Source organism: Vibrio cholerae ATCC 14035 (genome assembly GCF_000621645.1).
Lineage (GTDB): Bacteria > Pseudomonadota > Gammaproteobacteria > Enterobacterales > Vibrionaceae > Vibrio > Vibrio cholerae.
In genome coordinates, this window is sequence record NZ_JHXR01000011.1 from 35661 (window position 1) to 51452 (window position 15792).

Sequence of the window (15792 nt, forward strand, 5' to 3'; positions counted from 1 at the left end):
TAGGTCATGATGAAATGTGTTTGTCGGCTATTTCTTCGCTTTAGCGAAAGCAGCGGCAAACGCACCGCCCATGGCACCACCCAGTGCATTGCCTTGCGGCTCATCACGGCGTGGAGCGCGACGCTCTTGCCCTGAGCGTGGCGCAGCGCTGCGTTGGCTGCGGTTATCTTGTCCCGGCTCATCGTTTAAGCGCATCGAAAGGGCGATACGCTTACGCTGCACATCCACTTCCATCACTTTGACTTTGACGATGTCACCGGCTTTAACCACTTCACGCGGATCTGAGATAAAGCGATCGGTCAGCGCAGAAATATGCACTAAGCCATCTTGATGGACGCCGATATCCACGAACGCGCCAAAGTTGGCGACGTTAGAGACCACGCCTTCCAACACCATGCCCACTTCCAGATCTGACACCTCATGGATGCCTTCAGCAAAGGTCGCGGTTTTGAATTCCGGACGCGGGTCACGCCCCGGTTTATCCAGCTCCTTGATGATGTCGGTCACGGTGGGTACACCAAAGTTTTCATCGGTGTAATCGACCGCGCGAAGAGTGCGCAGGAACTCTGTATTGCCAATCAGCGCTTTCAGATCTTTGCTGTTCTTCTCAGCGATAGTTTTCACCACCGGATACGCTTCTGGGTGCACCGCTGAAGCGTCGAGCGGGTTTTTGCCATCCATAATGCGTAGGAAGCCGGCACACTGTTCAAACGCTTTAGGCCCCAAACGCGGCACTTTTTTGAGGGCACTACGCGACTCAAAACGACCGTTTTCATCACGATAATCCACAATGTTTTGCGCGAGTGCTGCAGACAAGCCCGCAACACGAGTCAGTAGCGCTGCCGAGGCGGTATTCACATCCACACCTACGGCGTTTACACAGTCCTCAACAATCGCATCAAGACGTTTCGCAAGCAGGGTTTGGCTCACATCGTGTTGATACTGGCCAACCCCTATCGATTTCGGGTCGATCTTCACTAATTCTGCGAGTGGGTCTTGCAGACGACGCGCGATAGAGACTGCGCCACGCAGTGACACATCGAGATTTGGGAACTCTTTCGCCGCTAGCTCTGAAGCGGAATACACCGATGCGCCCGCTTCGCTGACCATGATTTTTTGTACTTTGAGATTGCCGCGCTTGATTAAATCTGCCGCAAAAGCATCGGTTTCACGCGACGCCGTACCGTTACCAATCGCAATCAGATCCACGTTGAACTTTTTCACCAGCAGAGCAATAGACTGCATGGCGCGATCGTATTGATGCTGTGGTGCGTGCGGGTAAATCGTGTCGGTTGCCAGCACTTTACCGGTTGCGTCAACCACGGCGACTTTACAGCCAGTGCGCAGACCCGGATCGAGGCCCAGTGTCGCGCGAGGCCCCGCCGGTGCCGCCATCAGCAGATCTTTTAAGTTGGTGGCGAACACTTCAATCGCTTCGATTTCCGCGCGCTCTTTCATCGCGCTCATCAGTTCGGTTTCCATGTGCATGGAGATTTTGATTTTCCATGCCCAACTGATCACCTGCTTGCGCCACGCATCGGCCGTCGCTTGGCTCAAATGAATGCCGTAATGCTCGGCAATCAGAGTTTCGCAGTAGGATTGGCGCGCACTCTCTTCCAATTCAGGATCGGCATTCAGCGTTAGGGTTAAGAAGCCTTCGTTACGGCCACGCAGCATCGCCAACGCGCGATGTGAAGGCGCTTTGCTGATCGGCTCGCGGTGATCAAAGTAATCTTTAAATTTCTCGCCCGCTTGCTCTTTACCCTCGATCACGCGCGACACAATTTCCGCGTTGCGATTGAGGTGCTGACGGATTTTTTCCAGTAGGTTGGCATCTTCCGCGATGCGTTCCATCACGATAGCGCGTGCGCCATCCAGTGCGGCTTTGCTGTCGGCGACGCCTTTCTCGGCATTAATGTATTTTGCCGCTTCGCTTTCAGGGTCAGTATTAGGCTGCGTCCACAGCGTATCGGCCAGTGGCTCAAGACCCGCTTCAATCGCGATTTGGCCTTTGGTGCGGCGTTTCGGTTTGTAAGGCAGATAGAGATCTTCAAGGCGGTTTTTGCTGTCGGCACTTAAAATCGCCTGCTCCAGCTCAGGGGTGAGTTTGCCTTGTTCTTGAATCGATTTGAGGATGGTTTGGCGACGGTCATCCATCTCACGCAGATAGGCAAGACGGCTATCTAAGTTGCGCAGTTGGGTATCATCCAATCCTCCCGTCACCTCTTTACGGTAACGGGCGATAAAAGGAACGGTATTGCCATCGTCGATCAGGGTGACGGCAGCGATAACTTGCTCAGGGCGAACATTCAGTTCTTGAGCAATCTGGTGGCAGATAGCTTTGCTCATCCGTGGTGGTCTCTTTTTGACATTTTCGGTTTATATGGGGGCAGTTACGCCTGACTCCAGCTCAACGTTTGAATGGAAGAGGAGTTTGAGCCTGCCCTCTAGACAGTTACTGATAATAGGCGGCTATTAATAACACGTCTGCTGCTCGCTTTTGAGAGCTTTCAGTCAAATCTTTTGCCCTGACTGGCAAAGCGTGCGAAAAATCGGTACTTTTCGCGCAACCCTATTTTGTTGAGAATCCCGTGTGAAAACTAAGCTGATTACCCGAGCTGGCTATAACAAGCTCAAGCAAGAGCTCGACTATTTATGGAAAGAACAACGTCCCGAGATCACCCAAAAAGTCTCTTGGGCGGCGAGCCTTGGCGATCGCTCAGAGAACGCTGATTACACCTACAACAAACGCCTGCTGCGACAGATTGATCGTCGTGTACGCTTCCTGAGTAAGTTGCTGCCAGAGCTGAAAATCGTTGATTATTCACCGCAGCAAGAAGGCAAAGTGTTTTTCGGTGCTTGGGTGGAAATTGAAAACGAAGCCGGAGAGGTGAAGAAGTTTCGCATTGTCGGCCCCGAAGAGATTTACGGTGATGCCAAAGATTACATCTCGATTGATTCCCCGATGGCGCGCGCGCTACTCAAAAAGCAAGTGGATGAAGAGTTTCAGGTGCACACCCCGACGGGCATCAAAGAGTGGTTTATCAACTCGATTGAGTATGAGAAAGGGGAATTGTGAGATCGTGTATTGTGGATTCGTAGCCTATCCGCTACAAAGACATAAAGATTAACAATTCTTTGCTCCCGGTGAGCGGTAACGATGTTACATTTTACTCGCCCGAAGAGTAGGGGATTGAACAACAGTTAGGTGGGATCATGGTGGAAAATCATAAAGTTTTAGTGGTAGATGATGATGCGCGCTTGCGTGCGCTGCTTGAGCGTTACCTGTCCGAGCAGGGTTTTCAAGTCCGCAGCGTGGCTAACGGCGAGCAGATGGATCGTCTGCTGACGCGCGAAAACTTCCATTTGATGGTGCTGGATTTGATGTTGCCGGGTGAAGATGGCTTGTCTATCTGTCGACGTTTGCGCAATTCCAACAATATGATCCCGATTCTGATGCTCACTGCCAAAGGCGATGAGATTGACCGCATTGTCGGCCTAGAAGTTGGTGCCGATGATTACCTGCCTAAGCCATTTAACCCACGTGAGTTGCTGGCGCGTATCAAAGCGGTATTGCGCCGCCAAGTGGTTGAAGCGCCGGGAGCGCCCAGTGCAGAAGAGACCATCATTGAATTTGGTGAGTTTCGCTTAAATCTTGGTACGCGAGAAATGTTCCGTGGTGAAGAGGCGATGCCACTCACTTCTGGTGAATTTGCTGTGTTGAAAGCACTCGTGACCAATGCCCGTGAACCGCTTTCGCGCGATAAACTGATGAACATGGCGCGTGGCCGTGAATATTCAGCGATGGAGCGTTCGATTGACGTACAGATTTCTCGTCTGCGTCGTATGCTCGAAGTTGACCCTAGCAAACCGCGCTATATTCAAACCGTATGGGGACTCGGTTACGTGTTTGTTCCTGATGGTAAAGCCGCCAACTAACTTCTTTTAGGCACGCCGGGCAAGGGCGTCCTCGCTCCGCGCGTGCCCTTGCTACATTTAGGTGCCTTATGCGAATTCGCAGTTCATTTACCCAATCGATCCTGCTGTTTTTCTCTCTGTTGATCGCCAGTCAAATCTATTCTTACTACGCGGTTTTTAACTATGCGTTGCTGCCGAGTTTGCAGCAATTCAACAAAATTCTTGCCCATGAAATCAGCTTGATGCTCGATGACACCAGTAATCCGAATGTCAGTTCCGAAATGGATGCGTTGCTCAAAAGGCGTGTGCTTGAGCAATTAGGGGTGACGATTCATAGTAACGACAGCCCCGAAGCGGTCGAATATCAACACGCGATCAGTTTGGATTTGATGAGCGAAGAGATGAGTAGTGAGCTGGGTTCACCCACAGAAGTGCGCATGGCGTTGGGCGAAGAGAGCTACATCCTGTGGATGAAGATCGATTCTCTGCCCGGCCAGTTGCTGCGTATTCCACTCTCAGAGCTGCAGGAAGAAGATTTCGCGCCGCTGTTTCGTAACAGCATTATTATGGCGCTACTGATTGTAATTGGTGGCTGGCTGTTTATTCGTCTGCAAAACCGTCCACTGATTGCCTTGGAAAAAGCCGCCAAAATGGTAGGTCGTGGAGAAACGCCACCACATCTACCTGAGCAAGGCACGCTTGAAATCCGCTCGGTAACGCGCGCGTTTAATCGAATGTCGAAAGGCATTCAAGCACTGGAAGAAGATCGCGCGCTGTTGATGGCGGGGATCAGTCATGATATCCGCACGCCCTTGACTCGAATTCGCTTGGCAACCGAGATGATGTCACCAGAAGACAGCTATCTTGCTGAGAGCATCATCAGCGATACCGAAGAGTGTAACCAGATCATCAGCCAATTTATGGATTACCTGAAACCCGTCAATCGTGAAGCGTTTGAAGCGGTGGATTTGAATGATATTGCCAGCGATGTGGCAAGCTCTGAAGGGGGCTACGAAGTGCAGATTGAAACCGATCTGCAAGCGGAACTCGCGCCCGCTTTTGGTAACCCGATTGCGATTAAGCGTTCACTGAGTAACTTGGTAGTGAATGCGCTGCGCTACGGCAACGGTTGGGTCAAAGTGAGTAGCGGCATGACGGCCGATAAGAAGCTAGTCTGGCTGTCTGTGGAAGACAATGGGCCGGGTATCGATCCAAGCCAAGTGAATAAAGTGTTTGAGCCTTTTACTCGTGGGGATACCGCGCGGGGCAGTGAAGGGACGGGCTTAGGGCTGGCGATTGTGAAGCGGATTGTCAGCCAGCATCATGGCGCGGTGTCGGTGAGCAACCGTACTCAAGGTGGTCTGCGAGCACAAATCAGTTTCCCAACTAAGCAGCAAAAGGGCTAACCTAAGTTAGCCCTGATTGAACCGTTAGTTTGACTCTTGCGCCGTTTCGGTAACCGAAGCGGCGTTTTCATCTCGGCGTACTTCTGGCAGCAGCAGGTTAAGCACGATGGCGGTAATACCACCTGCGGCTACACCTGAAGAGAACAGATTCTTAATAAATTCCGGCATAAACTGCAGAATCTCTGGCTTTTGCGCAATTCCCAAACCCATTGAGAAGGAGAGCGCCATGATCAGAATCGCACGGCGATCCAAATCGACGCGAGAGATAATGCGCACGCCTGCCGCAGCAATCGTACCAAACATCACAATCGTTGCGCCGCCAAGCACAGGTTCAGGAATCAACTGTACAAAGCTTGCAACGCCGGGGAAGAGGCCAAGTAGCACCAACATGCCCGCGATAAAGTAACCCACATAACGGCTGGCAACGCCGGTTAATAGGATCACGCCGTTGTTTTGGCTAAAGGTGGAGTTTGGAAAGCTGTTAAATACCGCGGCAAGGGCAGAGTTGAGGCCATCGGCCAATACGCCGCCTTTGATGCGCTTCATATACACAGGGCCTTTCACGGGCTCACCAGAGACTTCGGAGGTCGCCGTGATATCACCAATCGCTTCTAGTGCCGTGATGAGGAAAATCAGCACCAGAGGAATAAACAGCGACCAGTCAAACCCTAAGCCATATTGCATCGGGATAGGCAGTGCGATGAGTTGAGTCTGTGCCAAGTTATCGGTATTGACCATGCCCATCAGGTACGCCATTACATAACCTACCAGCATCGCAATCACAATCGAAGCCACTCGCACGTAAGGGTTGTGCGCTCGGTTCAGCAGCACAATGATCGCCAATACGGTGCCAGCTAGCGCAAGCTTATCGAGGCTACCAAAGCTGCCGTCAGCCATAGCCGCATAACCGCCACCCATCGAAATCAATCCGACTTGTACCAGCGTTAGGCCAATCAAGGTCACCACAATCCCAGAGACTAACGGCGTAATCACGCGCTGGGCAAATTGCAGCACGCGGGACAGTAAAATTTCAGCGCTTGAGGCGACCAAAATCGTACCAAAAATCGCGGCCATCATGGTCTCTATATCTGCACCGCCTGCTTTGAGCGCAAGTCCAGCACCAATAATGGGGCCTAAAAAGTTAAAGCTGGTGCCTTGAATGGAAAGCAAACCTGAGCCAATTGGGCCAAAGGTACGGATTTGAATGAAGGATGACAAACCCGAAGCAAACAGTGACATGCTGATAATGGTATTGGTTTGATCGGCAGGTACACCAAGGGATTGGCAAATGATCAGCGATGGGGTGATCACGGCGACAAACATCGCCAGCAGATGTTGCAAGGCTGCGAAGAGAGTTTGAGGCAAAGGGGGACGATCATTGAGTTGATAGACCAGATCTGCCTTACGTGAAGTCGGTTGTATCATAGCGATTTTCCTGATGGTCAATTACACCTTGCACACGCTGAATGGGTGGTTAAGGTGGAGCAGAAGCCGCTTCTGTGATTGCTGTTATCCCCTTCCTACTTGAAGCTGCAGCGGTGTTGGCTCCGTTCGTTCACCCCAATCACATAGTTTGTCTATGCTCATGGGGATGAACTCACTTGCCGCCTACCTGCAACTCCAAGTCGTTTGGGTATAATCAGACTCTGCTCTGGGTAGAGAGGTAAACGTTTGCGCTTACCGGAAAATGGCGGCGATTATAGAGGTTTTACTCAGGAAAGCAAACGTTTGCTTGTGGGGTTTTAGACCGAATTGATGAGGATCAAAAACTAAGCTTTGGCGTAAATATCACGTTCGCCTAACCAGCGGTCGATGATGGCTTGTGCATTTTGTGGGTAGCGTTCATGGATATGTCGCGCGATGCGTTGCACTTGCGGAACCAGTTGCTGATCGCGTACCAGATCGGCAATTTTGAAATCGGCTAAGCCGGTTTGTTTGGTGCCCAGTAGCTCTCCGGGGCCACGAATTTCCAAGTCGCGCTGCGCGATGACAAATCCATCGTTGCTTTCACGCAAAACGCCCAAACGCTTTTGCGCGGTTTTGGAGAGTGGTGCATGAAACAGCAGCACACAATGGCTGGCTACGGTACCACGCCCAACACGGCCGCGTAGCTGGTGAAGTTGAGCTAGCCCCAAACGCTCGGGGTTTTCAATGATCATCAAGCTGGCATTAGGCACATCCACGCCCACTTCAATCACTGTGGTGGCGACGAGCAGATGCAGCTCATTGTTTTTAAACGCCTGCATTACCGCTTGTTTTTCGGCGGGTTTCATCCGGCCATGCACTAAGCCGATTTTGACTTCGGGCAGTTTACGTTGCAGTTCCTCGGCCGTTTCTGCGGCCGCTTGCGCTTCCAGCACTTCGGATTCATCAATCAAAGTACACACCCAATACGCTTGCTTGCCTTCGTTGAGGCAGGCGTGGCGAATGCGCTCGACAATCTCATCGCGTTTGGTATCCGGAATCGCTACGGTTTGAATCGGAGTACGCCCGGGGGGTAACTCATCAATCACTGAGGTTTCCAAATCGGCATAAGCCGTCATCGCCAAAGTACGCGGGATCGGAGTAGCAGTCATAATGAGCTGATGCGGGTACGCGCCTTGTTTTGCGCCTTTCTCGCGCAGCTCTAAACGCTGATGTACCCCGAAGCGATGCTGCTCATCAATAATGACCAAGGCAAGATGGTCAAACGACACTTGCTCTTGAAACAGAGCATGGGTGCCAACCACCATTTTCACTTCGCCACTGGCGATGCGTGCCAGCTCCGTTTCCCGCGCTTTGCCTTTGAGCTTACCCGCGAGCCAGCCGACTTGAATGCCCATCGGCTCTAGCCACTGCGCAAAATTGAGCGCGTGCTGCTCGGCCAGTAGCTCGGTAGGAGCCATCAAGGCTACTTGATAGCCATGCTCAATCGCCCGCACTGCCGCAAGCGCTGCGACTAAGGTTTTGCCTGAGCCGACATCGCCTTGCACTAAGCGCATCATTGGGTGCGGCTTGGCTAAATCGGCTTCGATTTCGGCAACCACGCGCTGCTGCGCCTTAGTCGGTGAAAAGGGAAGCTGTGCTAAGAGTTGTTGTTTGAGTTGGTGGACGGGTGCCAGTGGCAAGGCCACATCTTGCTGGCCTTGACTGCGAATCGCGAGCATAGAGAGATTTTGCGCCAGCAGCTCTTCCATGATCAGCCGAATTTGCGCCGGATGTCGCCCTTGTTCAAACAGGCGCAAATCGATATCCGCCGATGGGCGATGAATGATCTTCAGCGCTTGGGCTAAGGTCATCTGCTGATCGTAAAGTCCGGATGGCAGTAACTCCTGCACCGCAGATTTTTCCAGTAGCACCAACGCTTGGTCAGTCAAATTACGTAGGGTGAGTTGGCGCAGTCCTTCAGTGGTTGGGTAAACCGGAGTCAGGTTTGGCTCAACATCGGGCGTTTGTGCAGGGGTAAAGAATTTGTAGTCAGGATGGATGATCTCTAAGCCTTGATTACCGCGTTTGATTTCCCCATAGGCATGCACAAATTTGCCTTCCGCAAAGTTGTTTTTCATCGCCGCGGTGAAGTTAAAAAAACGCAGTGTCAGTGTACCGTTGCCATCACTGATTTTCACGGTGAGCATTTTGCGTTTGCCAAACAGGGTATCCACTGCCATCACTTTGCCTTGTACCGCGGCCCATAAACCGTGGTGCAGTTGCACTATCGGATAAACGCGAGTGCGATCTTCATAACGCAGTGGAAGATGAAACAGCAGATCCTGCACCGTGTGCAAACCGACTTTCTCCAGTTTTTCGGCGACTTTGGCCCCGACACCGGAGAGTTCACAAAGAGGAACGGCTGAAAGGAGTTGTGACATGCGCGTTTGATCTAACCATTTGACTTAATGGCTATTCAAACATCGAGCTGTGTTTTTGTACAGGAAAAATTGCCCAAGATAGGGGGTGAAACGCAGGTTTCACCCTCGCTGGTGTTGTTCAGTTCTTACGGCGGCGCACTTTAAGCGCGTGGGGCATGGTGCGAATTTTGCGCATGATGCCAGCTAAATGCACCCGATCTTTGGTGGTGAGCAGAACGGTGACTGTGTACAAGCGACCATCGCGCTCTTCCGTTGACAGGCCATGAATATTCGAGCCCGTTTTGGAGATCACATTGGTCAGTTCAGCCAATGCACCTTGGCGGTTGTGCATATCCACTTTCAGCTCAGTAATGAACTCTTGATCGTAATCTTTAGTCCATTCCACCGCCATGTACTTGTCTGGCTCTTTTTGATAGCCGCGTACGTTTGGACAGGTTTCACGGTGTACCACTAAGCCACGTCCCGGTGAAACGTGAGCGATGATGTGATCGTCAGGAATGGGGTGACAACAGTTGGCAAAGGTGAGCAGAATGCCTTCTGCGCCGCGGATCGGCAGTTTATTTTTATTGCCGCCGGATTTGCTAGGCTCGGTCAGTTCATCAGCATTGCCAAGTAGGCGGCGTGCAATCACGATACTCATCAACTCACCCAAACCAATCGCGGCCAGTAAATCATCCATCGAGGCGATTTTTAGATCGCTCAAGACTTTGCTGATGTTCTCTGGGGCAATTTCGTTAACCGAGTGTTCGCCAAGCGCATGGTTAAGCAGGCGACGACCGAGAGTAATTGAGTCTTCGCGACGCATCGTCTTCAGCACTTGGCGGATTTTGGTACGCGCGCGCGAAGTCACCACATAGTTGAGCCATGCTGCATTCGGACGTGCGCCCGGCGCGCTGATGATCTCCACCGTCTGGCCACTTTTCAGCGATTGGCTGAGCGGGTATGGCGTGCGATCGACTCGCGCGCCGACGCAGGTATTACCGATGTCGGTATGTACCGCGTAAGCAAAATCGACGGCAGTTGCGCCCATTGGCAGCTCAACGATACGGCCTTTGGGAGTGAATACGTAAATCTCATCTGGGAACAGATCGGATTTGACGTTTTCGATAAATTCAAAGGAGTTACCGGCACTTTGCTGTAACTCGAGCAAGCTTTGCATCCAGCGCTGGGCTTTAATCTGCGCGGTAGTGCCACCTCGTTCACTATTGGCTTTGTACGACCAATGGGCTGCCACCCCTTTATCCGCCATCTGATCCATATCTTCGGTACGGATCTGCACTTCAACTGGAACGCCGTGGGGGCCAACCATGGAAGTGTGCAGCGATTGATAGCCGTTGGCTTTCGGGACGGCAATGTAATCTTTCATCCGCGCTGGGCGCGGCTTGTACAAGCTATGCACCTGACCCAACACGCGATAGCAGGTATCTGCGGTATCCACCACAATCCGAAACGCGTAAATATCCATAATGGTGTGAAAGCGCTGCTCTTTGGTTTTCATCTTGTTGTAGATGGAGAACAGGTTTTTCTCACGACCCACCACGCGAGCCGGCAGCCCCACTTCTTGTAAGCGGCCTTCGATTTCACTGTGGATGCGTTGGATCATCTCTTTGCGGTTACCGCGCGCGGCTTTCACCACCTCTTTAAGGACGCGATAACGATTCGGGTAGAGCGCTTCAAAGCCTAACTCTTCGAGTTCGGTTTTGATGTTATGGATACCCAAACGATGGGCGAGGGGAGCATAAATTTCTAAGGTTTCACGGGCAATGCGGCGTTTTTTGTCCGGACGCAGTGCACCGAGGGTGCGCATGTTGTGCGTGCGGTCGGCCAGTTTGATTAGGATAACCCGAATATCCTGCACCATGGCCAGCACCATTTTGCGAAAGTTTTCCGCCTGCGCCTCTTTGCGATCGCGAAATTTGAGCTTATCGAGCTTAGACACCCCGTCCACCAACTCGGCGACTGAGCTGCCAAAATGGGCATCTAAGTCTTCTTTGGTGACATCACAATCTTCAATCACATCATGCAGCAGTGCCGCTTGTAGCGTTTCTAGGTCGAGACGCATCTCGGCGAGAATTCGCGCGACGGCAACAGGGTGAATGATATAAGGTTCGCCGCTTGAGCGGGTTTGCCCTTCATGGGCATCTCTGGCTACCACATAAGATTGGCGCAGAGCCTCAATTTGAGGCTCTGTGAGGTATTCTTGGGCAACGTCTTTTAGACTATCGAATAGATACAAATTTCAGGCCCGGCGGGTTAAATCGCTACGATTAACGGTTGTGCATGATGCTGCTAACTGCAGCCAGCTCTGCCGCTTCTTGTTCTTGCTGCTCTTGACGCTCACGCGCATCCAGCACATCTTTCGTGATCAGCCCTTCTTCGATTTCGCGCAGAGCGATAACCGTTGGCTTATCGTTCTCTTCCGGCACCAATGCATCTTTACCGCCAGATTGCATTTGACGAGCGCGGCGAGCCGCAACCAGAACTAAGTCGAAACGGTTGCCAATTTTTTCAACAGCGTCTTGAACTGTTACGCGTGCCATGAGAACTCCAAAATTTAGTTAACTGATAAGTTGAATGACGAGAAAGTATACAGGCTAACCGGTTGAGATTCTAGCAACGGGATAGACTGATAACCCAAGCTGGCTGTTTATTCAGCCAACAGAGCAGACAACATAGCGCTATATTTAGCAGCTTGCTTGTCTTGCTTCAATCTTTCTGCACGAATGATGGCTTTGAAATCCATTAACGCGACATCAAAATCATCATTAATGATGACGTAATCATATTCGCTGTAATGCGAAATCTCAGATTTAGCCTCACCCATGCGTTTAGCGATCACCGCATCGCTGTCTTGGCCGCGCGTGTTTAAGCGGCGTTCCAGCTCTTCTTTCGAAGGCGGCAGGATAAAGATGCTTTTCGCTTCTGGCATTTGGCTACGGATTTGACGCGCACCTTGCCAGTCGATATCGAGAAACACATCAATCCCTTTGTTGAGTGTGTTTTCAATCCACACCCGAGAAGTGCCGTAATAGTTGCCAAACACTTCTGCGTATTCGAGGAATTCCCCTTTGCCGATAAGCTCAATGAAATGTTCTTTCTCGACAAAATGGTAATGAACGCCATCTTGTTCGCCGGGGCGCATACCACGCGTGGTATGTGAGACCGAGACTTTCATTGCATAGGTTGGGTTTTGCTCCAATAGGGCGGCAATTAAGCTTGATTTGCCTGCGCCACTGGGTGCAGAAACGATATAAAGAGTACCTTTGCCCATCGATTCGGTTCCACTTAGGTTGGGATTGTGTCTTTGCCTTAACCGGCAATGATTTAAAGATAGCACTGACTGGATCCAGAATGGATGATTTTTCAGCCAGAAAAATGGAGGCGAAGAGTAGCACGATCTGCAAGATCTTCTCAAGCGTTGCGATGGCTTGTCGGTTAAACTCTCCGCGCAAAAAGGATGATCATTTCGGAATGATGACGCCATCGTTTGCTCAAAAAATACCCTTGCGCCGGATAACGTTTGGGATATAATCGCCGCCCTTGTGAGTTGGCTGTTGGTCAACCATGTAAAATTTGAGCCGGAAGCGTGCTTCCAATTTGGGTTCCCTCGCCCCCAAACCAAACTAAAAAGGTACAGTATGAATCACTTTACCCCTGCGCAGCAGCGCAAAGCCCTTGGCTATCTTGTTTTGTTTCACCTCGTGATCATTGCGTCGAGCAATTATCTGGTGCAAATCCCGTTTACCATTTTCGGTTTCCACACTACGTGGGGCGCATTCACTTTTCCGTTTATCTTTTTAGCGACCGATCTCACCGTACGTATTTTTGGTGCAGGATTGGCGCGTAAGATCATTTTTCTGGTGATGCTCCCTGCATTGGCGGTCTCTTACTTGCTTTCGGTGGTGTTTTTTGAAGGCCAATACCAAGGTTTAGCGCCGCTGAGTGAATTCAATCTGTTTGTCGCGCGGATTGCGATCGCCAGTTTTATGGCATATCTGCTTGGGCAGATCATGGATGTGCATGTGTTCAACCGCCTACGTCAAATGAAGCAGTGGTGGGTGGCGCCAACCTGTTCGACGCTGTTTGGTAATGCACTCGATACCATCGCTTTCTTCTCGATTGCTTTCTACCAGAGCAGCGATCCGTTTATGGCTGAGCATTGGACGGAAATCGCTTTAGTCGATTACACCTTCAAGCTCATCATTAGCTTAGGTTTGTTTGTGCCTATGTACGGCGTCTTGCTTAATTACCTGATCAAAAAGCTGACTGCGGTGAACCCCAATTTTGCGATGGCGAGTGCCAAAGCCTAATTAAACCAAGCGCGACACGGTCGCCGCGGCGAGGAAAAACAAAGCCCGAGAGAAGTCTCGGGCTTTTCACATTTAGGATTGAGTAGTCAGTATTAACTTAGTGGCTGTGTGCCGCGCCAGCACCTTTTGGATAGCGGATAGATTCCACCATATCCTGCACATCTTGTGGTACTTCAGCGGTGAATTTGTTAACCACAATCGCCACCACAAAGTTCAAGCACATACCGAGTGTACCAATGCCCTCTGGGCTGATACCGAACCACCAGTTGGCGGGAACGCTCGCGGCTGGGTTAATGAACTTGAAGTAGATGATGTAAGCTGCAGTAAAGGTGATCCCTGCCAACATACCTATGATCGCCCCTTCTTTGTTCATCTTCTTATAGAAGATGCCAAGGATGATCGCTGGGAAGAAGGAGGCTGCAGCCAGACCGAAGGCGAAGGCCACCACCTGAGCGACGAATCCCGGAGGATTGATGCCCAGATAACCCGCGCCAACGATGGCGAGTGCGGCGGCAATCCGCGCGGCGAGCAACTCCTGCTTATCGGTCATATCGGGTTTAAACCCTTTCTTCAACAAGTCATGAGAAATCGCGGTTGAGATAACCAGTAGCAGACCCGCTGCGGTAGAGAGTGCGGCGGCAAGGCCACCTGCTGCCAGTAGAGCCACAACCCAGTTCGGCAGTTTGGCGATTTCAGGTGAAGCCAGAACGATGATGTCGTTGTTGATGGTCATCTCGTTACGCGCATCGCCTGAGTAGAACATACGTCCATCGCCGTTTTTATCTTCCCATTTGACAAGGCCCGTGCTTTCCCAGTTGCGATACCAAGTCGGTGCTTCAGCAGCCGTCACACCTTGCATGTCTGGACCGTTGATGGTGTCAATCATGTTGACGCGAGCAAAGGCTGCTACTGCAGGTGCAGTGGTGTACAAGAATGCGATAAACACTAACGCCCAACCAGCAGAGACACGTGCATCTGACACTTTAGGTACAGTGAAGAAGCGGATAATAACGTGAGGTAGACCTGCTGTACCCACCATCAATGCTGCGCAGATAAAGAAGACGTCAACCATACTCTTTGAGCCATCCGTATAGGCGGTAAAGCCCAGTTCCACGGCGAGGCCATCTAACTTATTGAGGAGATAGTCATCGGTTCCTGTCAGGGTTGAACCAAAACCAATTTGTGGAATGGGGTTCCCTGTCATCATCAGTGAAGTAAAGATCGCAGGCACCAAGAAGGCGAAGATCAGTACACAGTATTGTGCTACTTGGGTATAGGTGATGCCCTTCATGCCGCCCATTACCGCGTAGAAGAACACGATCGCCATACCGATCACGATACCGACGTTGATGTCAACTTCAAGGAAGCGCGCAAACACCACGCCGACACCGCGCATTTGTCCCGCCACATAAGTGAACGAAATAAAGATGGCACAGAATACGGCAACCATACGCGCGGTTCTGGAGTAGTAACGGTCTCCGATAAAATCCGGCACGGTAAATTTACCGAATTTACGTAGGTAAGGAGCAAGGCAAAGTGCAAGCAGCACATAACCGCCCGTCCAACCCATCAGGTAAACGGTGCCGTCATAGCCGATAAAAGAGATGATGCCTGCCATTGAGATGAAGGAAGCCGCTGACATCCAGTCGGCAGCGGTAGCCATGCCGTTGGCGACAGGGTGTACACCACCGCCCGCAACATAGAATTCACTGGTCGATCCCGCACGCGCCCAAATCGCAATACCGATATAGAGCGCAAAAGTGATGCCGACCAGAATAAACGTCCAGGTTTGAATATCCATGCTCAGCCCCTTAGTCTTCTTGTACGTTATATTTCTTGTCGAGCGCATTCATGCGCGCAACATAGACAAAGATCAGGGCAACAAAGGTGTAGATCGAACCTTGTTGCGCGAACCAAAAGCCGAGTTTGAACCCAGCAAATTCAATCGTATTCAGTGCATCGACAAACAAAATGCCGGCGCCGAATGAGACTAAAAACCACACTGCAAGCAGTGAGCCCATGATCCCCAAGTTTTCCTTCCAGTAGGCTTGAGCATGTTCAGATGATTTGAACGCCATGGCCTTCTCCTTCCTTTTCGTTATCCCGTTAGAGGTGTTAACACAATGTTACGCATCTTAGGTTAGCAGCCTAATAGCAAGGGATCTGTGCAACTTTAGTCGGGGGATTTAGGACAAAAAACAGCGTTAAAGCGAAGGGTTATTCGACGGCAGCTATAAAAATGAGATGTTAATCTGATGTTAATGTAGCCAAAAGTATAACGACGACGAGTGGCGTAATGGTTTTTTTGTC

The 15792-nt window shown here is 51.1% G+C and carries 12 protein-coding genes; 4 read left to right on the forward strand and 8 right to left on the reverse strand.

Features of this window, described 5'->3' with window-relative positions; genetic code table 11:
- Window positions 1-27 precede the first annotated feature (27 nt).
- Window positions 28-2349: a Tex family protein gene (locus T411_RS0107935; RefSeq protein ID WP_000030087.1), complete on the reverse strand. Its 2322-nt coding sequence runs from the start codon at window positions 2347-2349 to the stop codon at window positions 28-30.
- A gap of 244 nt (window positions 2350-2593) precedes the next feature.
- On the opposite strand from T411_RS0107935, the gene greB reads away from it, so the two are divergent.
- From greB to envZ, 3 genes are all read left to right on the forward strand, one after another.
- A complete protein-coding gene (gene greB, locus T411_RS0107940; protein WP_000850496.1) occupies window positions 2594-3079 on the forward strand; it encodes a transcription elongation factor GreB in 486 nt (161 codons plus the stop codon).
- 137 nt (window positions 3080-3216) lie between these two features.
- The gene (gene ompR / locus T411_RS0107945; protein WP_000230028.1) at window positions 3217-3939 is read left to right on the forward strand and encodes an osmolarity response regulator transcription factor OmpR; all 723 of its coding nucleotides are present in this window, start codon (window positions 3217-3219) and stop codon (window positions 3937-3939) included.
- A gap of 68 nt (window positions 3940-4007) precedes the next feature.
- Window positions 4008-5324 carry a two-component system sensor histidine kinase EnvZ gene (envZ, locus tag T411_RS0107950; protein WP_001222684.1) on the forward strand — a complete coding sequence of 439 codons (1317 nt, stop codon included), beginning with the start codon at window positions 4008-4010 and terminating at the stop codon, window positions 5322-5324.
- 24 nt (window positions 5325-5348) lie between these two features.
- On the opposite strand, the gene T411_RS0107955 is transcribed toward envZ, so the two are convergent.
- The 5 genes from T411_RS0107955 to gmk form a co-directional block, all read right to left on the reverse strand.
- Window positions 5349-6749 carry a uracil-xanthine permease family protein gene (locus T411_RS0107955; RefSeq protein ID WP_000615892.1) on the reverse strand — a complete coding sequence of 467 codons (1401 nt, stop codon included), beginning with the start codon at window positions 6747-6749 and terminating at the stop codon, window positions 5349-5351.
- A gap of 344 nt (window positions 6750-7093) precedes the next feature.
- Window positions 7094-9172 carry an ATP-dependent DNA helicase RecG gene (gene recG / locus T411_RS0107960; protein ID WP_000080593.1) on the reverse strand — a complete coding sequence of 693 codons (2079 nt, stop codon included), beginning with the start codon at window positions 9170-9172 and terminating at the stop codon, window positions 7094-7096.
- A 118-nt stretch (window positions 9173-9290) separates the two neighbouring features.
- Entirely contained in the window at window positions 9291-11408 is a 2118-nt protein-coding gene (spoT, locus tag T411_RS0107965; RefSeq protein ID WP_000280450.1) for a bifunctional GTP diphosphokinase/guanosine-3',5'-bis pyrophosphate 3'-pyrophosphohydrolase, read from the reverse strand.
- 31 nt (window positions 11409-11439) lie between these two features.
- Entirely contained in the window at window positions 11440-11712 is a 273-nt protein-coding gene (rpoZ, locus tag T411_RS0107970; protein ID WP_000135052.1) for a DNA-directed RNA polymerase subunit omega, read from the reverse strand.
- Window positions 11713-11819: 107 nt separating this feature from the next.
- Window positions 11820-12443, reverse strand: coding sequence for a guanylate kinase (gmk, locus tag T411_RS0107975; protein WP_000515790.1), 624 nt, complete (start codon window positions 12441-12443; stop codon window positions 11820-11822).
- 367 nt (window positions 12444-12810) lie between these two features.
- Here gmk and T411_RS0107980 point away from each other — a divergent pair, with 367 nt between their 5' ends.
- Window positions 12811-13482, forward strand: coding sequence for a 7-cyano-7-deazaguanine/7-aminomethyl-7-deazaguanine transporter (locus T411_RS0107980; protein WP_001015358.1), 672 nt, complete (start codon window positions 12811-12813; stop codon window positions 13480-13482).
- Window positions 13483-13579: 97 nt separating this feature from the next.
- Here T411_RS0107980 and T411_RS0107985 read toward each other — a convergent pair whose 3' ends face one another.
- Window positions 13580-15283 carry a sodium:solute symporter family protein gene (locus T411_RS0107985; protein WP_000354544.1) on the reverse strand — a complete coding sequence of 568 codons (1704 nt, stop codon included), beginning with the start codon at window positions 15281-15283 and terminating at the stop codon, window positions 13580-13582.
- Window positions 15284-15293: 10 nt separating this feature from the next.
- A complete protein-coding gene (locus T411_RS0107990) occupies window positions 15294-15560 on the reverse strand; it encodes a DUF4212 domain-containing protein (protein ID WP_000874728.1) in 267 nt (88 codons plus the stop codon).
- Window positions 15561-15792: the final 232 nt, after the last annotated feature.